At 46.7% G+C, this 24,231-nt stretch carries 21 protein-coding genes and 1 other annotated feature; of the genes, 8 read left to right on the top strand and 13 right to left on the bottom strand.

Annotated elements, in window-relative coordinates:
- Window positions 1–222: 222 nt before the first annotated feature.
- The 3 genes from NLBNIHML_RS05860 to leuC form a co-directional block, all read right to left on the bottom strand.
- Window positions 223–1,629 (bottom strand): N-acetylmuramoyl-L-alanine amidase family protein, encoded by a 1,407-nt coding sequence (locus tag NLBNIHML_RS05860; protein ID WP_494354003.1) that lies wholly within the window; start codon window positions 1,627–1,629, stop codon window positions 223–225.
- Between the two features lie 412 nt (window positions 1,630–2,041).
- The gene (gene leuD / locus NLBNIHML_RS05865) at window positions 2,042–2,644 is read right to left on the bottom strand and encodes a 3-isopropylmalate dehydratase small subunit (RefSeq protein WP_091028995.1); all 603 of its coding nucleotides are present in this window, start codon (window positions 2,642–2,644) and stop codon (window positions 2,042–2,044) included.
- A gap of 31 nt (window positions 2,645–2,675) precedes the next feature.
- Window positions 2,676–4,097, bottom strand: coding sequence for a 3-isopropylmalate dehydratase large subunit (leuC, locus tag NLBNIHML_RS05870; RefSeq protein ID WP_472479213.1), 1,422 nt, complete (start codon window positions 4,095–4,097; stop codon window positions 2,676–2,678).
- A gap of 377 nt (window positions 4,098–4,474) precedes the next feature.
- Between leuC and NLBNIHML_RS05875 the strand changes: the two genes are divergently transcribed.
- Entirely contained in the window at window positions 4,475–5,395 is a 921-nt protein-coding gene (locus tag NLBNIHML_RS05875; protein WP_339235087.1) for a LysR family transcriptional regulator, read from the top strand.
- A 509-nt stretch (window positions 5,396–5,904) separates the two neighbouring features.
- Here the strand turns inward: NLBNIHML_RS05875 and NLBNIHML_RS05880 are convergent.
- The 3 genes from NLBNIHML_RS05880 to NLBNIHML_RS05890 form a co-directional block, all read right to left on the bottom strand.
- Window positions 5,905–6,726, bottom strand: a complete 822-nt coding sequence (locus NLBNIHML_RS05880) for a carbon-nitrogen family hydrolase (protein WP_494354004.1) — start codon at window positions 6,724–6,726, stop codon at window positions 5,905–5,907.
- 73 nt (window positions 6,727–6,799) lie between these two features.
- Window positions 6,800–8,422 carry an ABC transporter substrate-binding protein gene (locus tag NLBNIHML_RS05885; RefSeq protein WP_494354005.1) on the bottom strand — a complete coding sequence of 541 codons (1,623 nt, stop codon included), beginning with the start codon at window positions 8,420–8,422 and terminating at the stop codon, window positions 6,800–6,802.
- 199 nt (window positions 8,423–8,621) lie between these two features.
- Entirely contained in the window at window positions 8,622–9,641 is a 1,020-nt protein-coding gene (locus NLBNIHML_RS05890) for an ABC transporter substrate-binding protein (protein WP_494354006.1), read from the bottom strand.
- A gap of 262 nt (window positions 9,642–9,903) precedes the next feature.
- Here NLBNIHML_RS05890 and NLBNIHML_RS05895 point away from each other — a divergent pair, with 262 nt between their 5' ends.
- The 7 genes from NLBNIHML_RS05895 to NLBNIHML_RS05925 all read left to right on the top strand — a co-directional run bounded on the left by NLBNIHML_RS05895 (window position 9,904) and on the right by NLBNIHML_RS05925 (window position 17,331).
- Entirely contained in the window at window positions 9,904–11,112 is a 1,209-nt protein-coding gene (locus tag NLBNIHML_RS05895) for a pyridoxal phosphate-dependent aminotransferase (RefSeq protein WP_494354007.1), read from the top strand.
- A gap of 64 nt (window positions 11,113–11,176) precedes the next feature.
- Window positions 11,177–11,391: a binding site (T-box leader), on the top strand.
- Window positions 11,392–11,473: 82 nt separating this feature from the next.
- The gene (proB, locus tag NLBNIHML_RS05900; RefSeq protein ID WP_339235101.1) at window positions 11,474–12,577 is read left to right on the top strand and encodes a glutamate 5-kinase; all 1,104 of its coding nucleotides are present in this window, start codon (window positions 11,474–11,476) and stop codon (window positions 12,575–12,577) included.
- Window positions 12,578–12,634: 57 nt separating this feature from the next.
- Entirely contained in the window at window positions 12,635–13,882 is a 1,248-nt protein-coding gene (locus NLBNIHML_RS05905) for a glutamate-5-semialdehyde dehydrogenase (protein WP_339235104.1), read from the top strand.
- A gap of 35 nt (window positions 13,883–13,917) precedes the next feature.
- Entirely contained in the window at window positions 13,918–14,784 is an 867-nt protein-coding gene (gene proC / locus NLBNIHML_RS05910) for a pyrroline-5-carboxylate reductase (RefSeq protein ID WP_339235107.1), read from the top strand.
- Window positions 14,777–16,000 (top strand): 2,3-diketo-5-methylthiopentyl-1-phosphate enolase, encoded by a 1,224-nt coding sequence (locus tag NLBNIHML_RS05915; protein WP_339235110.1) that lies wholly within the window; start codon window positions 14,777–14,779, stop codon window positions 15,998–16,000. Before proC ends, NLBNIHML_RS05915 begins: the two co-directional genes overlap by 8 nt.
- Window positions 15,997–16,674 carry a 2-hydroxy-3-keto-5-methylthiopentenyl-1-phosphate phosphatase gene (locus NLBNIHML_RS05920; protein WP_339235113.1) on the top strand — a complete coding sequence of 226 codons (678 nt, stop codon included), beginning with the start codon at window positions 15,997–15,999 and terminating at the stop codon, window positions 16,672–16,674. Before NLBNIHML_RS05915 ends, NLBNIHML_RS05920 begins: the two co-directional genes overlap by 4 nt.
- A gap of 3 nt (window positions 16,675–16,677) precedes the next feature.
- Window positions 16,678–17,331, top strand: coding sequence for a methylthioribulose 1-phosphate dehydratase (locus NLBNIHML_RS05925; protein ID WP_339235115.1), 654 nt, complete (start codon window positions 16,678–16,680; stop codon window positions 17,329–17,331).
- A gap of 163 nt (window positions 17,332–17,494) precedes the next feature.
- On the opposite strand, the gene NLBNIHML_RS05930 is transcribed toward NLBNIHML_RS05925, so the two are convergent.
- The 7 genes from NLBNIHML_RS05930 to NLBNIHML_RS05960 form a co-directional block, all read right to left on the bottom strand.
- Complete coding sequence (locus tag NLBNIHML_RS05930; protein ID WP_472477325.1) at window positions 17,495–18,790, bottom strand: multi-tm2 domain protein; 1,296 nt, start codon at window positions 18,788–18,790, stop codon at window positions 17,495–17,497.
- 28 nt (window positions 18,791–18,818) lie between these two features.
- Entirely contained in the window at window positions 18,819–19,271 is a 453-nt protein-coding gene (locus tag NLBNIHML_RS05935) for a hypothetical protein (protein ID WP_339235121.1), read from the bottom strand.
- Window positions 19,264–19,764: an RNA polymerase sigma factor gene (locus NLBNIHML_RS05940; RefSeq protein ID WP_494354008.1), complete on the bottom strand. Its 501-nt coding sequence runs from the start codon at window positions 19,762–19,764 to the stop codon at window positions 19,264–19,266. The genes NLBNIHML_RS05935 and NLBNIHML_RS05940 overlap by 8 nt, the downstream gene beginning before the upstream one ends.
- Window positions 19,765–20,012: 248 nt before the next feature.
- Window positions 20,013–20,717: a DnaD domain protein gene (locus tag NLBNIHML_RS05945; protein WP_339256098.1), complete on the bottom strand. Its 705-nt coding sequence runs from the start codon at window positions 20,715–20,717 to the stop codon at window positions 20,013–20,015.
- Between the two features lie 20 nt (window positions 20,718–20,737).
- Entirely contained in the window at window positions 20,738–22,033 is a 1,296-nt protein-coding gene (gene asnS / locus NLBNIHML_RS05950) for an asparagine--tRNA ligase (RefSeq protein WP_017687752.1), read from the bottom strand.
- Between the two features lie 101 nt (window positions 22,034–22,134).
- Window positions 22,135–23,340, bottom strand: a complete 1,206-nt coding sequence (locus NLBNIHML_RS05955; protein WP_339235126.1) for an acetate/propionate family kinase — start codon at window positions 23,338–23,340, stop codon at window positions 22,135–22,137.
- The gene (locus NLBNIHML_RS05960; RefSeq protein WP_253438508.1) at window positions 23,337–24,209 is read right to left on the bottom strand and encodes a 3-hydroxyacyl-CoA dehydrogenase family protein; all 873 of its coding nucleotides are present in this window, start codon (window positions 24,207–24,209) and stop codon (window positions 23,337–23,339) included. The genes NLBNIHML_RS05955 and NLBNIHML_RS05960 overlap by 4 nt, the downstream gene beginning before the upstream one ends.
- Window positions 24,210–24,231: the final 22 nt, after the last annotated feature.

The following is a 24,231-nucleotide window of genomic DNA, read 5'->3' on the forward strand; positions in this document are numbered from 1 at the left end:
TGTTGTCATTTTCCAACTCCGACTGACCGTTTGGGCATTACCAGACACCTATTAGACGCCCCTCGCTCTCAAAAGTTGCGAATATATTCCAACATAACAGAAAAAAAACGTTGTCAGATCAAGCTTTTTTTACATTTTAATGTCTTATTTTTTCCTTATTTATCAAATATACATCTCTAAACAACGTACTAGCCTAACCTGCATAATTACGCACAATTCATTTTAGAGTCCCAAAAATTCAACAATTCCGTCCACAATCGCCTGAGCACATTTCTCCTGGTATTCTTCTGTGAGCATGACTGCTTCATCTGAAGAATTACTTAAAAAACCTAATTCAAGCAACACAGCAGGCATGGTTGTTTCACGGGTCACATGTAGACTAGCCGTTTTAACCCCACGATCCTTGAGTCCGGTTACCGGCAACACATATTTGTGAAGAGTATCAGCCAAAGTCTTGCTTTCTTTGCGACTATATAGCGTTTCAATCCCGTTTGGCACGGGTGTGGTGAATTTGTTTCCATGAATGGACACAAAAACATCTGCCTGATTCAATTCAGCAATATCCACTCGCTGTTTGAGTGAAAGCTCTGTGTCGTCCTGGCGTGTAATGACCGTTTGGATATTTGAGTACTTTTGAAGGATAGCCTGTACCTTCAGCCCTACAGCCAGATTGAAATCCTTCTCATAAGCTCCAGACAAACTTACTGCACCGGATTGACGACCACCATGTCCGGGATCAATGACCACAATGGCTTTGCCATCATTCGTAGGTAATGCCGGTTTGCTTGTGGGTTCTCCACTTGTAGTTGTCAGGTCAACAAGCAAGACATTGTTATCTCCAATTGACCATTTGGCAGTAGCCGGCTGACTCAGATCCAGAACGACACGCACGGTGGAAGGCGATTTACTAAACATGGCATACCGGACTTTCGAAACGAATGATGAATCCGTAACGAGAATCTGTCCACTGCCATCCACGTTAGAGGCTTGTCCCTGAATGAATTCCTGAGAAAATGTGGCTGAAGGCAGATCAACTATAATACGGTCTGGCCCGCCTATACTGGATACTTTGGGACTGATATTCCCATTTGTTGCTACAATCAACCGATCTCCACTGAAGGTGATCCCTTGAAGCTCTGTTAGACCATCCGGGACTGGAGCCTCGACGGGGTCACTGTCACCTTCCGTTCCGACTACAGGAGGAATACTAAATAGGCTTACTGTCTTGGTCCCATTGTCCCAACCAACCCGCAGACCCATGCCTTCCCCGACAAAACGTAACGGAACAAGTGTCGTTCCCTGTTTGATCAGTGGAGGCGAATCCAGATTCACCACGTTTCCATTCACTGTAGCTGCATCTTTGCCAGCCGTCATTTGAATTGTGCTGTTTCCTTTTTGAACCTGAACTGACTGAGTTGCCTTCTCCCACTTCACCTTATAACCCAGATTCTCCGATACAATTCGAATCGGAACCATGACCGTCTTTCCGATATTTTCAGCAGGTGCTCCTGTCTGCTGGTTAATGGTTACACCGTCGAGTACAATCGAGGGAGTGGTGTCTGCATGGGCCATGACTGGAAATAAACATAGGAACAGAAGAAAAACGATTGCTGCGGACCATTTTTTCATACCTCATCCACCATTCTTTTTGTCTTTTGAACATCCGACCTGATTCTCTGCAGCGTAACATCAATGGCGCTATGTAACCTTCCATAATCTACTAATCAGTTTATCAGATATTGTCCCTTCATCCGGTTACAACGTTGTCATATTCAGTCGGAAATAAGATAAAAAAAGCAGCTCACATTCAAAAACATCCTCTCTTTTACATGAATGTACATCAATTCCGTATCAATGATGTCATATATTGAAGATATTACATGTTGAAATATTCAATCGAGAAAGATCGGGAGTTCTATGTATAGATGATTCATTAAGATATTTTAGCTTCTGAAATTATAAAAAAAGCTTCTGTCTCATCCATAGGAAACAAGGTTCCTTTGGCGAGACAGAAGCTTTCTGCTGTACGCTAATCTAGCGATTAACCGAATAGTTTAGCCGCATGGCGTTGCTCATACGCAGCGATTTCGTCATCATGTTGAAGAGTGAGACCAATATCGTCCAGTCCTTGCAAAAGGAATTGACGACGATGCTCATCCAGATCAAAATCGATATGCAGTCCGTATGCATCGGTAATCGTTTTGTTTTCCAGATTTACATTCATCTCATAGCCTTCATGTGTCGCTGTACGTTGGAACAAGTCTTCCACTTGCTCTTCTGACAACTTGATTGGCAAGATCCCGTTCTTAAAGCAGTTATTATAGAAGATATCTGCAAAAGATGGAGCGATGACACAACGGAATCCATAGTCCATAATTGCCCATGGCGCATGCTCACGGGAAGATCCACAGCCAAAGTTGGCACGTGAGATCAGGATGGATGCTCCTTCATAACGAGGTTTGTTCATTTCGAAGGATGCATTATTGTTACCCTCTTCATCAAAACGCCATTCGTAGAACAAAAATTGTCCAAATCCCGTACGTTCAATCCGTTTCAGGAACTGTTTCGGAATGATTGCGTCTGTATCTACATTGACCCGGTCTACCGGTGCAACGATGCCTTGTAATGTTTTGAATTCTTCCATATTAAACGTTCTCCCTTCTGTCTGTTATAGATTAGATCGCTGCTTCCGTTTTGAAATTCCAATCCCGTACGTCCACAAAGTGACCCTTAACCGCTGCTGCTGCTGCCATTGCCGGAGATACCAGATGTGTACGTCCTCCGCGTCCTTGACGTCCTTCAAAGTTACGGTTGGACGTCGAAGCACAACGTTGTCCTGGCTTCAATACATCCGGGTTCATCGCCAGACACATGCTGCATCCCGCATCACGCCATTCAAATCCGGCTTCCGTAAAGATTTTATCCAAACCTTCTTGTTCTGCTTGGATTTTAACTCGTCCTGAACCTGGTACAACAATTGCTGTAACCTGACTGGATACCGTGTGACCTTTAGCCACTTTTGCAGCTGCACGCAGATCTTCGATCCGACCATTGGTGCAAGAACCGATAAATACATAATCAATTGGAATCTCGGCAATTGGTGTTCCCGGCTCAAGTCCCATATATTCAAGCGCTTTTTCAGCCGCTTTACGTTCGTTTTCTGTAGGCAATTCAGCCGGAACAGGAACTTTCGAAGAAATGTCGGTTCCCATGCCAGGGCTTGTTCCCCAAGTTACTTGTGGAATCAATGTCTCCACATCGATTTCAACCACATGGTCGAACTCCGCACCTTCATCGGTTACAAGCTGTTTCCAACCTTCTACAGCTTCATCGAACTTCGCACCCGCTGGTACGTATTCACGTCCACGCAGATATTCAAATGTTGTTTCATCCGGAGCGATCAATCCTGCTCTTGCTCCACCTTCAATGGACATGTTGCAGACCGTCATACGCTCTTCCATGCTCAATTCACGGATGGATTCACCCGTGTACTCAATAACATAACCTGTTGCAAAGTCTGTACCGTATTTGGCGATGACTGCGAGGATCATATCCTTCGCGGTTACACCCGGGTTACGTTTGCCGACAAAACGAACTTCCATCGTTTTGGCTTTCGCTTGTTGCAAACATTGCGTTGCCATAACGTGTTCAACTTCACTTGTTCCGATTCCGAATGCCAGTGCGCCAAACGCACCGTGTGTGGACGTATGACTGTCACCACATACAATCGTTTTACCTGGGTGAGTCAGACCAAGTTCAGGTCCCATAACGTGCACAACGCCTTGATCAACCGTGTCCAGATCATACAACTTCACGCCGAAATCACGACAGTTTTGCGAAAGGGTATCAATTTGTTGTTTGGAGATTGGATCTGTAATGTTGAAGCGGTCTTTGGTTGGAACGTTGTGGTCCATTGTTGCAAATGTCAGCTCAGGGCGACGAACTTTACGTCCACTCAGACGAAGTCCTTCAAATGCCTGCGGAGAAGTTACTTCGTGCACCAGATGCAGATCGATATACAGAATGCTTGGTTTGCCTTCTTCTTGATGAATTACGTGATTTTCCCAAATTTTCTCAAACATCGTTTTTTTACTCATCATTTTCACCTCATCATAAGTTCGGTCCTTGGAAGAGCCTCTGTTTTCCTTTAAAAAGTGAAGCTCTTGAATGACATAAATATATCACCCCGTCCTTCATTGTTCCAAGATATAATATCTATAGATGTAATAGGTTTAACCTATAATAAAAGAAAGGCAAATAAACCACTGCTCATCGCAGAGGTTTCAATTGATAACAATTATCATTATCATGTAAGTCTTATAGTACGTTCCCGCTTCGTCGCTGTCAATGTTTTTATACAAAATAAAGAAGCCACCTCTTAATAATTGAGTTTACCGGTAGTTCCGGTAATAAGAATGATTTCTTTATCTGTAGTGATATAATGGTGGCATAACGAAAGGAATGACCAATGACGATGGAATTCAGACAACTTCAATATACGCTGCAAATTGCGGCCGAACGCAATTTCTCCAGGGCAGCAGAAAAACTGCATATTGCTCAACCTTCATTAAGCCAGCAATTATCCAAATTGGAAAAAGAATTGGGCGTACTGCTGTTTCAGCGTAATACGAGTACAGTAGAGTTAACCCATGCAGGTGTTACGTTTGTGGAGCAAGCCCAAAAGATCGTAGATGCCATGGAGTTATTACGTCAGGAAATGTCAGACATCTCCCAGCTTCGCAAAGGTAAAGTCGTTGTGGGCAGCATGCCGATCACTGGCTCACACCTGCTCCCACACGTGCTTCCTGCATTCCAACAAGCGTACCCCGAGATTGAAGTCACCTTGTTGGAAGACTCCGGACTTACGCTTGAGAAATTGACAGCAAGCGGCAAAGCTGATCTGAGCCTGCTATCTCTTCCTTTACAAGAACCAAGCTTGTCTTATGTAACTATTGGCGAAGAACGGATTGATCTGGCGGTTCCCCCAAATCACCCTCTGGCACGCAGGGCAGATCCGGATAATCCGCTTCCTGTGCGAATTGAAGAGCTTCGGGATGAGCCATTTGTTGTATTGAAAAAAGGACAAGGTTTCCGCAAACTTACATTTGATCTCTGTGAGCAGGCTGGTTTTGATCCCCAAGTTGTGTTCGAGAGCACAAATATTGAAACCGTTCAGTCACTGGTCGCCACAGGGATGGGGATTACACTGGTTCCACGCTTTATTGCCCGTGCGCCGCGCAGTGAATTCGTACCCGTGTATGTGCCGCTTGCTGAGCCAACTCCCAGCAGAACACTTGTTGTGGCTTACCGGCAAGGCAGAGTACTGTCGAAGGCAGCCGAAGCATTCATCCATACGTTTCAACAAACGGTGGCCGAATTGTCCAAGGGAGACTAAGGAATTTCTCCTAGGGGTATGGAGACATACAACACAGACCAAAACAAAGGCTTGACCCTAATGGGCCAAGCCTTTGTCATATACTCGTTTCCCGCATAAGCAGGATAGAGTTCTTACAACGCAATCACAGTAACTGGTTAGAGTACAATGTTGCTTGTTAAGTTGTTTAGCTTTCATGATAATTTATAATGTTAATGTAGAAACGTACATAAGAAAACTTCATGTGTGACGGTTTATTTTCGCAAATTACGATCGCTTGTCAGCCTGTTTTGCTGATTCATTACACGGCCTTCGTCCTGAACAGTTGAATCAGGCGGTGATAGCCCTCCTGCTCCATTCTCTAAGAATGCCCTTAAGTGATCTTCCCTTGTGTTATCCTGTTCCAGTCTCCTGAGCGTATCTTTCACATGGTTGTCCATTGATTGATCATCTCCTTGGTAACGGGATAGTTATCATTACCCGCACGCTGGAAGAATAAACACTTTTTCTGCAGAATTTATTTCATTTTTTTATTTATCACCAAAATAAACGCCAGGTCGACGGTCTTCAAACACGGGAATACGTCCGCGAACCTCATCTACCAGGGAAGGGCGAATGATTCCGGTCACGATCTCTTCCCCTTCGCCACCTTCAGCCACAATCTCACCCCATGGATCAATGATGAGGGAATGTCCGAAAAACTCGGTGTCCCCCCCTTTTCCCACACGGTTACAGGCGATCACATACATCTGATTCTCAATCGCTCTTGCCGTAAGCAATGTACGCCAGTGATGCAGACGAGGATTCGGCCATTCGGCAGGTACAATCAATGCCTTGGCACCATTTAAAGCAAGGGTGCGGGCGAGTTCCGGAAACCGGATGTCGTAACAGATCGAAGCACCCGCTGTAAGACCATTTTGCAATTCAAAAATTTCAGGTTCCGCACCAGGCTCTAAATATTTCTCCTCGTCCATCAGACGGAACAAATGTAATTTATCGTATCGCGTTACCTGTGTTCCTTCACGATCATACGCGTACATTGTGTTGTATATTTGACCATCCCGTTTCTCGGCAATGGAACCGCCAACGATGGAAATTTGATGTTTTTGAGCAAAAGCAGACAGCCACTCCCGTGATTTCTGTCCTTCCGGGTCAGCGAGTTCATGAATTTGCGTCAACGCGTATCCGGTATTCCACATTTCAGGCAGCACAGCCAGCCCTAGATCCGGATATTGTTCTACCGCACGTTCAAGCAACGACTGCATATGTTTATGATTAGCCTCAGGGTCTCCGAGCTGGATATCCCCCTGAATCAGAGCTACACGCATTTCTCCCTGTTGTTGTTCTGTCATGACAAGCACTCCTCTGAACCGTAATACCTGCTATCATAGCTTGATCCTCTTGAAGACTGCAAGCCTGTTTTTGTTATGAACTTGCACACAATAACTCAGGCAGCAGGGTCAACAATCGATCGCTTGTGAGCGCATCACCCATGTTCCAGATCGACTCCTCCACAGCATACACCCGTCTATTCTGCACAGCCGGAAGGGCTTGCCAACTGGAACTTTTCATCAGCATCTCGGTAGCCTTTCTTGCCACGACTTCCTCAGGCAGCATAACAAATACATGATCCCCCGCATACTGTCGTACCGCTTCTGCTGAAATTTCCTTATAGGCCCTGCCCGCCGCAAGTGCTTCCTTCACTTTGGTAACCGGCCTGAACCCCATTGGATGGTATAACAATGGCGCCAGCCCGATATTGCCCATAACAAATAATCGTGCACCTCGATGGAATGTAAATACGGATGCTGTTTCCCCTTCTTCAATCGCTGTATGGATCTTCACCCACATCTGCTCAGTACGCTCCGCATAGGAGGTTAGCCACTGTTCAGCCTGAGGTTGTTTGCCAAACCAGTTGCCCAAACCACGCATTCGCTCGTCCAACATGGCATGTGAATTGTAAGCGAGTGTTGGTGCAATGTGGGAAAGTTGTTCATACTGCTGTTCATTGTTACTATCAAAAATTATCAGATCCGGATTCATGACAACAGCTGCTTCCACTTTAACCGGAGCAACCGCGTCATAAGTCTGATCTCCCAGCACCGGAATACCCAGCATCAGCAGATCTCCCGCGGAATCTCCGTAATACATAATTCGCTCCGGATTTACAGGAATATTCACTTCATGACCCATCCAGTCCTGTACCAACGTCTGCTGCTGAATAGATCTGTCATATTGACGAGGAGATAATCCAGTCATTTGGCGAAAACGCCTGCTGAAATAATACTCATCCTTAAACCCCACGCGGCTTGCGATATCCCGAAGAGGCTCATCCGATTTGCGGAGCCATTCCTTGGCATGTTTAATGCGTACGTGGTTTACATAATCAAGTGGCTTGTGACCTGTAAGTTGTCTGAATAGAATTGTATACTGCACAGGTCTGATCTCTGCAAGACGGGCCAGTTTCTGTACAGTGATTTCTTCAGTATAATGGTCGTCCACATACTGAATTGTACTGCGTAGCCTTGCTTCCATACTCTGCTCCTTCTTTGGAGAAGTGTACCGGGTAATAATTATCTCCATCCATTTTTGGAACTGTGCATTCAGATGACTGTACTCGGCGTCTGTTTTATAGTTCCGAATGACATACATCTGTTCCAATAGCCCACTTAACGGAGCATATGGATAGCCATTCAACTGGTTTCTGTGTGCAAATACAGGGCGGGTATAGAGCTCTGGATCGCTCGTCAACACATGAATAACATCAAAGCTCATCACGATATATTTCAATTCCGAATCCTTGCGATGTTCAATCTGGTAGCCTTCTCCCGGAGAAAGTGGATAAACAAATCCCGTAGTAAACGGATACTGTTCATCTCCAATATATAAACGTCCCTCTCCTTCTTCGCAGATCAGGAACGCATGTTTCTCGCAATCAACTTCTAGCATCACCTGTTCAGGTGGCTCAATTCGTCGTACCAGATGATCCAGCCGAAACATGAATGCTGAAAAGAACAACGCTCCCCCATCGGCATCCAGCGCCTGCATGTCGGTTCACCTCGTCTTTCTAAAATGAGAATGATTATCAATCGTTCTGTATGGTCTGATTATAAGCGAGTGATGGTTAATAATCCAGCTATGACTTTAATCAGCAAAAAAGAGCGCTCAACGAAAAGTTGAAGGCTCCTTTTACTTTTTAATCAACATACTTAAAGGTATTACTGGTGCCTTACTGGCTCATCACCAATTATTGGATCATCTGTTTAGGCAGCTCTTGTAACAGCCACTCCCTGGAAAGGGCATCACTTGAAGCTTTTACGATATCAAAACGATATACTTTTCCTTCCTTCACCGCAGGCAGGTTCTTCCAGATTGAACTATCCAGCAATTCCTTGGTGGATTGCTTGGCATCATCGGTCACAGGGTCCAGAATAAATATCCGATCACCGGCAATTTCAGATAATTTTTCGGTCGAAATCTCTACGAATCCCATGTCTTGATCCAATACTTTCTGAATTTCCGCGGTTGGCTTCAGTCCGTCCTTACCATATAACAACTGTGGCAATCCTGCACCTGCCATGACAAACAGACGATTCCCGGGATACATGGTGAATACCGAAGCCGTCTCCCCTTCTTTCAAGCCGTTCTCATGCAGTTGCTTCCACATCGCATCTGTTGCTTGTTGATGCTTCGTAATCCAATCCTCCGCTTCTTGCTTCTTGTTCAACAAGTCGCCAAGGATACGCAACCGATCTTCTATTGACCCGAATGAGTCAAAAGTAACCGTGGGTGCAACTTTCGCAATCTGATCATATTGCGCCTCATCACTGTTGGAGAAGATGATCAAATCGGGATTCAAGGCTAACGCCTTTTCCACACTAATCGGAAATCCTACATCTTCTGCCTGAGCAACCTGATCATCGTATACGGTTCCCTCCTGATGCAGTATGCCTACTGGTACAACACCTAGCGCGAGCAGGTCCCCGGTAACTTCTCCATGATAGATGACTCGCTTCGGATTTACAGGAACCTCAACCTCATGGCCAGTCCAATCTTTGAATACCCGGGTCTCACCCTCATTCGTTGTCTCTTCCGTTGCAGTTTGTTCCTGATTGGTTGCCTTTCCTTCTGCCTGAGTTTCTGTGGCTGCTTTGGAATCCTCTGCGCCAGCAGCAGGTGTTGCAGCCTGATTTCCACAAGCCAGTAGCAGCACGGATAACCACGTAATCGTAAATAATACTGCCGTATTTCGTATGCCCTTTTTCATTGCTGTTTCTCCCCCTGTATCATGTGCATTGTGCAATATAATTTAATGATATTGATTATCATTATCGGATATTATCATAAAACATGGCTTCTCTCAGCTCAATGGACAAAACGAAATGAGCACTTCCAGTTTTGTACAATCTCCTGCTCTTGGCACCTATGTACTGCATAATCAAGTGTATTTCCCTCTATACAGCTCGGGATTAGCGTGATAAATTAATGAGAACTATTTGCCATTATTAATAACCGGAGTGATGAAACTAATGACCCATTCAGACCATATAACTGCTCGTTCAGCATTTACCATACCAACTTCTGATGTAATGACACAGCTGCCAACGCAATTTTTTGCTACCCTTGTTCAAAATGTAAATCGTGAAATCGCAAGTGGACATGATGTGATTAATCTGGGTCAGGGGAACCCGGATACACCTACACCACCCCATATTGTGAAAACACTGCAAGAGTCGGCAGAAAATCCTCTCTACCATAAATACTCCCCTTTTAGAGGGTACTCTTTCCTGAAGGAAGCGGTCGCCAAACGTTATAAGGAAGATTACAATGTTGATCTGGACCCCGAGACTGAAGTAGCCATTCTGTTCGGAGGCAAAACAGGACTGGTTCAGTTACCTCAGGTTCTGCTTAACCCCGGTGACACTGTTCTCGTTCCCGATCCAGGCTATCCGGACTACTGGTCTGGTGTTGCACTCGCGAAAGCACACATGTCCTTTATGCCTTTGCTCGAGTCCAATGCATTCCTGCCGGATTATGAAGCAGTTACAGCCGAAGATCGGGAGAAGGCCAAGCTGATGTTCCTTAACTATCCCAACAATCCAACATCGGCAACGGCTCCACTGTCGTTCTACGAAGATACGGTTGAATTCGCCATTCAAAATCAAATCGTCGTTGCAAGCGACTTTGCTTACGGTGCGATTGGATTTGACGGACATCGTCCAGTAAGTTTCTTACAAGCCCCTGGTGCCAAAGAAGTGGGCATTGAGTTCTATACGTTATCCAAAACGTACAATATGGCTGGATGGCGCGTTGGATTCGCGCTGGGTAATGCGGAGATTGTCTCTAAAATCAATCTGCTTCAGGATCATATCTATGTCAGTCTTTTCGGTGGGATACAAGCTGCGGCAACAGAAGCACTTACTGGATCTCAGGAATGTGTCACTTCGCTGGTCTCATGTTACGAATCCCGTCGTAATGTGTTCTATGACGCTCTTTCTTCGATTGGCTGGCAAGCTTCGAAACCGGCAGGTTCATTCTTCAGCTGGTTACCTGTACCTGCAGGTTATACCTCTGCTTCATTTGCAGACTTGTTACTGCGGGAAGCCAAGGTGGCAGTCGCCCCAGGTGTCGGTTTTGGTTCACATGGTGAAGGCTATGTCCGCGCAGGACTGCTCAGTGATGAAAACCGATTACGCGAAGCTGTGGAACGGATTGGCAAGCTGAACTTATTCAAGTAATTTACAGGACGATAACCCCTTTGCATATGCCAAGTTTCCATGGTATGTTATAAGAAATATTGAACGAAACGTGATGACGGGACCAGTAAGAGAATATCAGTCGTGCCCAGAGAGTAAATTCCACCCTGCTGAAAGAATTTACCGCGGCTCTTCTCTGAAACCTACCCCTGAGCGGCCTGTTACGTACAGGACAGTGCCTTCTGTTACAGGGCATGAAGCCGGATGATTTAATCATCAATAAAGGTGGTACCGCGGAAGTAACGAACTTTCGTCCTTTTTAACTAAAGGGCGGGAGTTTTTTTTGTACCCGCTTAAGCCTCACACAAAATCACTTATTAATCATGTTTAAGGAAGTGAAATCATGACTTCACGTATTGTAGTTAAGATTGGAAGCAGCTCGCTTACCACGGAAGAAGGCGGTCTGGATCGCAGTTCGATCACCTTTTTTGCCGGAGAAATTGCAGCCTTGGCTGACCAGGGTCATGAGGTGCTCTTGGTTACCTCTGGAGCAGTGGCGGCAGGTTTCCGGGAGATTGGTTACCCTCAGCGGCCCAAACTGCTGCATGAGAAACAAGCTGCAGCAGCCGTTGGGCAAGCATTGCTGATGCAGGCATATCAACAGGCTTTTGCAGCGCACCGCGTTACTACGGCACAAATTCTGTTAACCCGCACAGACTTTCACAGTCGTAAACGTATGGGTAATGCGGGAATGACCGTAGAAGAGCTGCTCAAACAGCGAGTGATTCCGATATTCAATGAAAATGATACGGTATCCGTAGACGAATTGAAGTTTGGTGATAACGATCTATTGTCCGCGTTGGTGGCGAACCTGGTAAAAGCACAACATCTGATCATTCTAACGGATACCAACGGGCTGTACACCGCCGATCCACGTAAAGATCCATCAGCCATTCGTTACGACCGCATCCCTGAAATAACGGCTGAGATTTATGCGTTTGCCGGCGGTTCAGGATCATCGGTTGGTACAGGCGGAATGCGATCCAAAGTTGATGCAGCCAAGGTAGCAACCCGTGGTGGTGTCCCTGTATTTGTAGGAAGTGTGAAAGAGCCTGGAGATATGCAACAGGCCGTGGACGGAACGGGCAAAGGAACCTATTTTGAGACACGACTCGCTTCGTTATCCCGTAAAAAGCAATGGCTTGGCTTCATGTCCACTCCGCTCGGTACAATTGTTGTGGATGCTGGTGCTGAAGAGGCTCTTGTGCATGGTGGGCATAGTCTGCTGCCTGTAGGGGTCAAAAAGGTGCTGGGAACATTCCACGCCGGAGACGTCGTAGAGGTCATTGGAATGGATGAAACCTTGCTTGGTCGCGGTATTGTCAATTATGATGATGACCAGCTTCGACTCATTGCCGGACTTCCCAGTGGCGAAGTGATGAAACAGCTTGCCAGTATCCACAGACTTGAAGTTATTCATAGAGACGAGTGGATTACGTTAAAATAGACTTGGAGCTATACATTGGTCGAAAAAAAACTCAACTATATATGAGGAGGAATTACGATGAGTGAAGTGAGAGAAAAAGCCAGCAAAGCTCAGGCTACGGTTACACAGCTGAACCGATTGAATACAGATCAGAAAAATGCGGCCCTTCGTGTTATGGCCGATGCATTGATCACGGAGTCGGAATCAATCATCACAGCAAACGCTGAAGATCTCGAACGAGGCAGAGCACAAGGCACGCCGGAATCGATGCTGGATCGACTCGCACTTAATAAGGAACGGATCGCAGGCATTGCCGAAGGACTACGTCAGATTGCAGGTCTGCCTGATCCTGTCGGTGAGGTATTGGAGACATTCACGCGCCCCAACGGATTGCATGTTGAAAAGTTAAGAGTGCCTATTGGTCTAATCGGTATCATATACGAAGCTCGTCCCAATGTCACTGTAGACGCAGCCGGATTATGTCTCAAAACAGGTAATGCAGTGCTTCTGCGCGGTGGCTCCTCTGCCCTGTCCTCCAATCGCAAAATTGTAGAGGTTCTGCATCATGCACTGGCAACGACAGCCATGCCTGCTGATGCTTTGCAACTGGTTGAAGATGCGGATCGTGCTTCCGTAGATGAAATGCTCAAGTTGAACGGACTGCTGGATGTCATCATTCCACGCGGCGGGGCCTCCCTCATCCGTAATGTGGTTGCCAATGCGACCGTACCTGTTATTGAGACCGGTGCAGGCATCTGTCATACCTATGTGGATGAATCAGCTGATCCCGTCATGGCAGCCGAAATTGCCATCAACGCCAAGGCACAACGCCCATCCGTGTGTAACTCCATGGAGACGTTATTGCTGCATGCCGCATACGCGGAAGAGCATCTTCCTGCTCTTGCCGAGCAATTCCGTGAGGCGAGTGTGGTCTTGAAAGGTTGCGACACGGTGCGCCGTCTTGTCCCTACCGCCCTTGAGGCAACCGAGGAAGACTATGCGACCGAGTACAACGATTATATTTTAAATATCCGTGTGGTTGAGAACCTGGACGAAGCCATGCAGCACATCGCACATTACGGAACCAAACATTCCGAGTGTATCGTAACCCGGGATACAGCCCATGCAGAACGCTTCATGCATGATGTGGATGCAGCAGCAGTCTATCACAATGCCTCCACTCGTTTCACGGACGGGTTCGAATTTGGTTATGGAGCCGAGATTGGCATCAGTACCCAAAAACTGCATGCACGTGGACCAATGGGGCTGCCAGCACTGACATCAACCAAATATCGTATTACAGGCAATGGACAGATTCGTCAATAATATCCAGCACCAGTTATATAGGAGGAACGATTAATATGAGTCAAGAGCAACAGACGTTACTACAACAGAAGATTACTTTCCACGGAGCAGGCGCGATGGCGGAAGCCATCGTGCGGGGACTCATCTCCCGCCTTGTCGTTCGTCCTCAGGATATTACGATGCTGAACCGCAGCAACCAGAAACGTCAGGAGGAGCTCAGCACCCGTTATGCTGTACATACCGGAACTGCCTCGCAATCCTTGGATCATCTCGCTTCCACTCCGGTCATTGTACTCTGTATGAAACCCAAAGATGCTGCCGCAGCGCTGCGCGAACTGGGTCCGCTGTTATCACCTGATCAATTGATCGTGTCTGTCATTGCCGGATTATCGATCCGCACGATGCAATCCTTGCTTGGACGTAAACAGCCTATTGCCAGAACCATGCCGAATACATCCAGTACGATCGGGCTTGGTGCAACCGGACTTGCCTTCTCTGCGGAAATTACGGATGAGCAGCGCAGCACGGTGATGACCATGTTTGAAGCGGTCGGAATCGTAACCATTGTACCTGAGGATAAACTCGAAGTACTCACTGGGATTTCCGGAAGCGGCCCTGCTTATGTATACTATTTAATGGAGGCCATGATTGCCGCGGGCATTCGTGGTGGCTTATCCAGTCAGCAATCTCGTGATCTCACTGTTCAGACGGTGCTCGGCGCGTCACGCATGGTACAGCAAACCGGTATGGAGCCGATGAAGCTTCGCAGTGATGTGACATCCCCGGGAGGGGCAACACAAGCAGCACTGAAGACGCTGGACGAAGGTGATTTCTTTGAAAATGTAATCGCAGCCGTCAACCGCTGTGCAGAGCGCTCACGGGAGATGGGAGCTGCTTTGGAAGGGGATTTAAAAAATGAATAACATGTGCACAGCCACATATCGTCTGCATGATGATCATGCAGACTTCCGCAAGAAGGCCGAGTCCATCGCGATCGGCATGACCGTGGGCAGCTGGACGGAGTTACCACAAGCTCAACGTGAAGCGATGCAGAAGCATCTGGGTGAAGTCATAAGCGTAGAAGTACATGAAGCTGATGGAATGGCTGCGGGTGAGCGTTACGCTGACATTACCATCGGCTATCCTGATATCAACTTTAGCCGTGATATCCCTGCCCTGCTCGTAACGGTCTTTGGCAAAATCTCAATGGATGGCCGAATCAAATTGACAAAGCTTGGTTTCTCGGATGGCTTCCTCCGTGCATTCCCGGGACCCAAGTTTGGACTGAATGGTGTTCGTGATCTGCTTGGTGTACATGATCGTCCGCTGTTAATGAGTATCTTCAAATCCGTCATCGGGCTGAACGCTGATGAACTGCGTGAACAGTTTATCCGTCAGGCACTTGGTGGCGTGGATCTGATCAAAGACGATGAAATTCTGTTCGAGAACAAATTAACACCTATCGAAAAAAGAGTCGAGGTCTGCATCAAAGCTGCCGAACAGGCACGCCAAGAGACAGGCAAGAAGCTACTGTATGCAACCAATCTCACAGGACCTACATCTCGTCTGAAAGAGCAGGCTGAACGTGCCATCGGTGCTGGAGCCAATGCCTTGTTGTTCAACGTGTTGTCCTACGGGTATGATGTCCTGCATGAACTCAGCAGTGATCCTGATATTAATGTGCCGATTATGGCTCACCCTGCACTTGCAGGAGCATTGTATCCTTCACCACATTACGGCATCTCGGCTTCGGTTGTACTTGGCCAGTTGATGCGTCTTGCGGGTGCCGATCTGGTGCTCTTCCCTTCTCCTTATGGATCGGTAACGATGCCGAAGGAAGAAAATATGGCAATCACAGAACAATTACTGACAGCTGATCTGCCTGTAAGATCCAGTATGCCAGTACCATCAGCCGGTATCCATCCAGGCCTAGTACCGCTTATTTTGCGAGACTTTGGGACAGATGTTATCGTTAATGCTGGTGGTGGTATTCATGGGCATCCTATGGGAACTGAAGCAGGCGGACGTGCATTCCTGCAAGCGATTGAGGCGGCTCAGCGTTCCATTCCACTCGCTGAATATGCAATCGATCATCCAGAACTGAAAAGCGCACTGGACCTGTGGGGTGGCGAACGATGAGAAGTGATAAAAAAACCGTCATCTTCTGTGACTTTGACGGTACAATTACCCTCTCGGACAATATTGTCGCGATTATGAAACATTTCAAGCCTGAGGGCATTGAAGCAATTATGAAAGATACGATTGAGCAGAACATCTCGCTGCGTGAAGGGGTTGGAGCCATGTTCGCTCTGTTGCCTGCATCGCAAAAAGATGAAATTGTCGAATTCGTACTTGGACAAGCCGGCATCCGTGAAGGGTTCAGCGAATTTCTTGACTATGTTCGCGGCGAAGGGATTGAATTCAATGTGACCAGCGGTGGTATGGACTTCTTTATCGAACCCTTACTCGCGCCCTTCGATATCCCGCAGGATCATGTCTATTGTAACGGCGCTGACTTCTCAGGTGAGACCATCCGCATTGAATGGCCGCATCCCTGCCAGCCTCCTTGTGAGAACGGTTGCGGAATGTGTAAAACGACCGTGATTCGTACATTCCCGGCAGAACAATACAATCGAATCCTCATTGGAGACAGTCTGACAGATTTTGAGGGTGCAAAGATTGCCGATCTCGTCTACTCCCGCTCCATTTTGACGGATAAATGTATTGAACTTGGTGTGGACCATGTGCCATTCGCTACCTTTTACGATATCATCGAAGATATGAAACAGAAGCAAACACAAGGAGTGCTGTAAACGATGGGCTTTGAAAAGATTACATTGGAACACAAACGTCAGGTCCTTGAAGAACTGGCTGATATTAAAGCGTTGTTCGCCAGCCGTAACTGGTTCCCGGGTACAAGTGGTAACTTGTCGATGCGTGTAGGAGATTTTGACCCGGAGCAATTTTATTTTGCGGTTACCGCCTCTGGCAAAGACAAATCTCTTCGCACACCGGAAGACTTCCTTTTTGTGGACAAACATGGCAAAGCAATTGAGACAACAACGTTGAAACCAAGTGCCGAGACGTTGATTCACTGCGAAATCTATCGTTTGACCGGCTGCGGTGCTGTATTCCACGTGCATACCGTGTTTAACAATCTGATTAGTGAATTCTTTGGAGCAGAGGGTCAAGTGCCGATTCAGGGCATCGAACTGATTAAGGCTTTCAACATCTGGGAAGAAAATGCCGAGATTCGTGTCCCTGTCTTGCCTAACTTTGCCGACATCCCATCCATTGCTAAGTTGGTGCCGGATGTTCTGGATGCCAATGTGCCAGGAATCTTGCTTCGTAATCACGGCATATATGCGTGGGGCAAAGATGCTTTTGAAGCAAAACGTCACCTGGAAGCTTTCGAATTCCTATTCGAAGTGATGTACCGTCAACTTCTGCTGAAGGGTGCTACGAAATAGCAATCATTCATCTTGAAATCTAAAATGTAAAACAAAAAACACGCCAAAGGCTGAATTTTCACAGTCCTTGGCGTGTTTCTATGTTGTGGGATGATATGGAATAGAAAATTCCTTTGTCATCGCAGCGTCAATAAAATCATCTTTGATCCACTTCGATTACAACTTACAGCCGATCATTCCGATCCTTGAATAAAAAGAGGCTATCCACTTCTTCGTCATTCCGATGAACCGCATGATTGGTGCCTGTTCCCCGTTGCTTGCCGAACAGCAGCTTCAAGCCGCCAAAAATGAGCAGCAAGGAAACAATAACGGTGTTCAAATAGGAACGAATCTCATACGTCATAAATGCATTAGGGAAGAGCTCATTCAGCTGTGGAATGACAAGACGGATCGTCAGGTAATATAGACCCAGCGCGGCAATCCCGAATCCAATCAGTCGCTGATGGCGGGCCCAATCCTTGAAGATCGGCTGATCGATCAATGGCTCGCGTCCATAGCGGCTGGAACACTGTAGCCCGTCAAAGAAGCTGTAGAACCAGATTAACGGTATCATGAAAAGGAACACGGATAGGTGTAGCAGGTCCAGAACATAAATGCTGCCCAGGAATAGGAACATCAATTGCATGCCTCTTTTTTGCAAACCCAGATATAGATGACCCGCACCTGGAAAAGCAGATAAAAGGGTTGCCAGCACTTTACTGCGTCGTCCAGCTACTCTGCCCATCTCCAATTCTTCGAATAACGTCCGATCCTGCAGTACCTCTCCAGCCTGCTTACGGTGGACATGCTGCACCGCATCAAACATGCAGTATACCCATATTACGGGCAGTATGAGCAAGAACATTAGAAACACCGATTCATTAGTGATTGAAGCTACAAAGACCATCATGGCAAATGAACCAAAAAACGCCATCAGGAAGGACAACCCGCGATGCAACAATCCCAGATGAAGATGTCCCAATCCAGGAACAAATGAAAGTAAAATGGTGAAGAATCGTTCACCCTCACTGCCTTTTTGATACATGGGCTGACCATATCCACCCTCATGGTGACTATATTCACTACCTGGATGCTGATGCTGCTCATCTTCATTCATAGGTTCCATAGGCCCTTGTTGACCCATGTATGCTCCCTGGTATGCTGCTCCTTGTTGTGGCCCATAGTGCGCCGCGTATCCCCTGTAGTGAGCATCCCGGGCAGTAGGTGCACGGAGCAGAACAATAATCATATCCAGCATACTGATCCCCCAGAAGAAAGCCGAAAAAATGGCACCAATAATCAATAAATCATGTTCAGCAAGCAGCATTGCCAGCATGAATGAACCAACAGCTGTTCCAAAAAAAAGCAATGGATAAATTACAGCCCTTGCCGGCCTACCCCAATACATAAAACCAAGACCGGGTATCAGGTTTAATAGAAATGCGAGTAATTTATTACGATCTGAGTGCACAGTCGTCATCCTTTCTTTTCAGGCAATGTGAAACCATTTATGGTTTAGGCTTGAGGTTATCCAGCCATGAAGTGGCTGCCTCCGTCCATTTCTCCGTAAAAGACCCTCTGTGGTCGCCATCCTGAAACTTGTGATAAGGTGCTACCTTGTCAAAAAGTCCAGACGAGAGGAAGATCAATGTCAAACAGGCCGCTACCGCGTAATGGAACACTTTATGTTCAAGCCAGCGCCGGTTTCGTCCAGCACGGGATTTGCGTTGTGCCTTGGAGGAGTGAATCCCCTCAATCCGATGCATGACTGAATCTGCAAACCCTGTCGGGTCAGGCAACGAGGGCAGTTCTCCATGGATGCCGAGTGCTTCCAGATAGCTGTCCATCGCATCCGGGTCTTCCATCAGAAGCTGCTCCATTCGACTCGCTTGAGTTTCACTCATATAACCTTCAATATAATCCGTCCATTGCTCAGCGGTATACTTTTCCTGTTTACTCACGCCATTCATCCTCCTTCCAATGTTTTCGAATCCACTGCCGGGCACGGTACAAGCGGGATTCCACAGTTTTCACAGCCACCTGTGCATCGCTGGCAATCTGCTCATAATTTTTTTCGCTTAGATAATACGCAGTGATAATGTCACGGTGCTGAGCAGGCAACTGATTGATCCGTTCGCGAAGTTTGTCCTCACGTTCCTCACGAACGAGACGGGTAAGAACGTCTTCATCCCGTCCGGGCATGTTTATTATTTTTTCTTCTCCACCCAGATCCTCGGCCGTTCGTCTGCCCAGCTTACGTTTGGCATCAATCGCTTTGTGAAAGGCAATTCGGGTTAACCACGTTTTGAAACCTTCGGAACGGTAGTCGGGGAGAGACTTATACATCTGTATGAACGCCTCCTGAGCTGCATCCTGTGCTTCCTGATCGTTCCTGAGTACGGAATAGGCAACATGGTATACATGCTGGCTATACTTATCAATCAGAGTACGCATCTGCGATGTATCTCCTTGACGGATTTGTTCGATTACGCGCGCTTCATCAATAACTCTCCCCTCCTCTCCAATACAATAGACGACAGCTTGTGTGTTTACCCCTGCGTGATCTATCAAATTTTTGTATAACAAAGTGAAATCATTGCCTGAAAGGTTGATGTCGCTGATCACTCACCCAATCCATAATTCAAAAAAAGACAGGCACAGAATGACTTCTGGCCTGTCTCTTGTTCTTGCCCACACCTGAATTAACGTCCACCATTACGAAACCGCTGCGTGTATGCCTTCGCGTCTTGAACGGTCTTGACACGATTACGGCTCCACTCAAGCAGTATTCGATCGATATACCGGAAATGTACTTTACCTGCAAAAACCGCTTCCTTCAGAGCCATTAGAATCAATTCCTCTTGGTAACGGTCCTGATCCAACCAGCTGGATATCGTCTCACACTCCATTGGAGAGAGCGGACGTCCGAATTCTTTTTCAAAGATGGAGAACATGTTCCGTTCTTCCTCTTCTTTTTGAACACTGTTCGAATCTTGGCGTGCTGCACTGCTGCTCAGCTGCTCCGCACGCAATGCGGCTACTTCTTCCGCAGTGCACTTTGCAAGCTTGGCATAGAGTCCATGTAAGTCATATCGTTCGTACTGGATGTCATGTTCCTCGTCACGATGCTCGTCAATAGCGATATATCCATCCCTCATCAGACGTTGCAACATTCTGGCAATGCCTTCAGGTGCAAGTCCCATACGCCCCGCAAGCTCTTCAAGCGTCGGAAACTCATTGAACTCCGCCTGACGGAACCCTAGGAGTTGAATCAGAAGAAGCACTTCTGCATCTGATAGGCCAAGCTGGTGATAATAACGTAACAAGGCATAAGGCAGATGAGCTGTACCCGAAGTCATGCCATAAGCTGCTCCATCCAACCAGGCTTTGGATGTGGTATCTTCCATAGACGGTCCTCGGTTAAGCATTAAGGGTACAGACGATAGAGCATACGTGGGAATGCGATTGTTTCACGCACATGATCCAATCCACAGATCCATGCTACCGTCCGCTCCAATCCCAGACCGAAACCGGAGTGAGGAACCGATCCGTATTTACGTAAATCCAGGTACCATTGGTAAGCTTCATCCGAGAGATTGTGCTCCTCAAAACGTTGTTGCATCAATTCCGGATCATCAATACGCTGAGAACCGCCAATAATCTCTCCGTAGCCTTCAGGTGCAATCATATCAGCACAAAGAACAACTTCTGGACGATTTGGATCTGGTTTCATATAGAAAGCTTTGATTCCTGCAGGGTAATGCGTGATAAAGACTGGTGTATTGTACTTCTCGGCAATGGCTGTTTCGTGCGGTGCACCGAAGTCTTCTCCCCAAGGAATATCAAAGCCTTGTCCATGCAGGAATTCAATCGCTTCATCATACGTAATTCGCGGGAATGGCGCTACGATGCCTTCGAGTTTGGATACATCACGACCGATGGATTCCAGTTCTGCACGGCAGTTTTTCACCACGGATTGAACAACATGAGCAATAAATTTCTCTTGTACGCGCAGACTTTCCTCGTGATCTACAAATGCCATTTCCGGCTCAATCATCCAGAATTCAATCAGATGGCGACGTGTTTTGGATTTCTCAGCACGGAATGTAGGACCAAAGGAATATACTTTGCCCAGCGCCATAGCTGCTGCTTCCATATACAATTGACCACTTTGCGTCAGATAAGCATCTTCATCAAAGTATTTGATGTGGAACAGGTTTGTCGTTCCTTCCGCAGACGACGGTGTCAAAATCGGAGGATCAACTTGTGTGAATCCGTTACCATCAAAGAACTGCTGAACAGCACGAATAATCTCTGCACGAATCACCATAACCGCACGTTGCTTCGTAGAACGGAGCCACAGATGACGATGGTCCATCAAGAAATCAACACCATGCTCTTTAGGCGTGATTGGATAGTTTTCAGTCAGATGTATAATTTCGACCCCAGTCACAGTCATCTCGTAACCGGACGCACTGCGAGGTTCTTCACGAATAATCCCTGTAACATACAAAGAACTTTCTTGAGTCAGGCTCTTCGCATTGTTCCAGATCTCTTCGCTAACTTCACTTTTTACAACAACCCCTTGAATATATCCGGTTCCATCACGCAACTGCAAAAACTGAATTTTGCCGCTGGAACGTTTGTTGTTAATCCAGGCACCGATCGTTACGGTCTCGCCCACATGCTCGTTCACATTACGAATTACACAATTCGTATTCATGCCATATCTCCCCTTGGTTCCTGAAATTTGAAAATGCAGCGGACAGGCTGTTGCCTGTCCTCTGCACTTCCTTGCCACTCTATATTTACTTTACAGTTAGATTACTTAGAATTCAATACGATTCGATGCGTATCGCGCGCAATGACCAATTCTTCATTTGTTGGAACAACGAGAACATCCACTTTCGAGTTCGCTGTTGTGATGCGACGCGGCTCACCAGAACGGACTGCGTTCAGGGCTTCGTCCAGCTCAACGCCAAGATACGTAAGTTGCTCACATACTTTTTGGCGAAGAACAACGGAGTTCTCACCTACACCAGCTGTGAAGACAATCACGTCTACACCGTTCATTGCAGCTGCATATGATCCGATGTATTTACGCAGACGGTATTCGTACATTTCAAAAGCGAGCGTGGAGTTCGCATCGCCATTCTCCATACCTTCTGTAATCTCACGCATGTCGCTGCTGATTCCGGAGATTGCAAGCAATCCACTGTGTTTGTTCAACATGGAGTTCACTTCGCTTACGCTCAGTTCTTCCTTGTTCATGACATAAGGTACGATGGCTGGGTCAAGGTCACCCGAACGCGTTCCCATCATCAGTCCCTCTAGTGGAGTCATACCCATCGAAGTATCAACGGATACGCCACCTTTAACTGCTGTTACACTACCACCGTTACCGACGTGACAAGTGATGATTTTCAGATCTTCCACTGGACGATCCAGATATTCAGCAGCTGCCTTGCTTACGAAATCATGGGAAGTACCATGTGCGCCGTAGCGACGTACTTTATATTTTTTGTAAAGTACACGCGGAATAGCATACAGATATGCTTTTTCCGGCATCGTTTGATGGAACGCTGTATCGAAGACCATTACCTGAGGCACACCTGGCATATTTAATTCAGCCGCACGAATCCCCATCATTGCTGCAGGGTTATGAAGTGGAGCCAAGTCGAACAAACGACGAATTTCAGCTTTGGCAGCATCATCTACCAATGCAGATTCTTTAAATGCTTCACCACCGTGAACAACACGGTGTCCAACAGCTTGAATTTCATTTACAGAATCCAGTACACCATTTTCTTTATGAGTCAAAATATCAATGACTTTACGGATTGCTGTTGTATGCTCCAGAATCTCACTAACTTCTGTAACATCCTCACGGCCTGTCGGTTTGTGTGTCAGAATGGAGGAATCCATTCCGATCCGCTCTACCAGACCTTTAGCCAGGACAGATTCGTCAGTCATATTATACAGTTGATATTTGAGCGAGGAACTCCCCGCATTAATTACGAGTACTTTCACAGTCGGTCACCATCCTTGTCGTACTTGAAGAATCCTTCGCCTGTTTTGACACCCAGGTGTCCTGCACGCACCATTTTCTTCAGGACCGTGGAAGGACGATATTTCAATTCTCCGAATTCACGGAACATTCTTTCGAGTGCAGCTTCAACAGAGTCCAATCCGAAACGGTCAGCCATTTCGAGTGGTCCATGTTGGAAGTTGTATCCGATACGCATTGCATCATCGATATCTTCAGCAGATGCAACACCTTCCTGTAATACATGCAACGCTTCGTTAATCAACAGACAGATCAAGCGGGAAGTTACGAATCCAGGTGATTCATAGATCATGACTCCTTTTTTGTCTGCCACTTCTTCAACAAAACGTCTGGTCTCTTCGAATGTTGAATCCGATGTTTTCAGTCCACGAATAATCTCTACAAGATCAACCCGGGATACCGGGTGAATAAAGTGCATACCAATAACACGCTCTGGATATTTGGTCGAGCTTGCAAGCTCGGTCAAACTCAGCGTGGATGTATTACTTGCCAGAATGACATTGCTTGGGCAAACTTGGTCCAGTTGGCTGAATACTGCTTTTTTTGCATCCAGATCCTCTGAAATCGTCTCAATGACCATATCGCAAGTTCCAAGTTCAGCTAAATGAGCTACCTTGGTAATACGGGAAAGAATCAATTTCTTCTCCGCTTTTGTAATCGCCCATTTCTCCAGTTGTTTATCCAGGTTCGTTTCGATCATGTCATAGGCATGATCCAGTTTTTGTGTTGTATGCTCCACGAGAAGCACATCAAGTCCTTTGGCTGCAAGCATTTGGGAAATACCTTGCCCCATCGTACCGCCGCCGACAACTCCTATTTTTTTGAAAAACATGGTTCTGCTCCATCCTTTCGGT

It is taken from the genome of Paenibacillus sp. JNU01 (assembly GCF_059130585.1).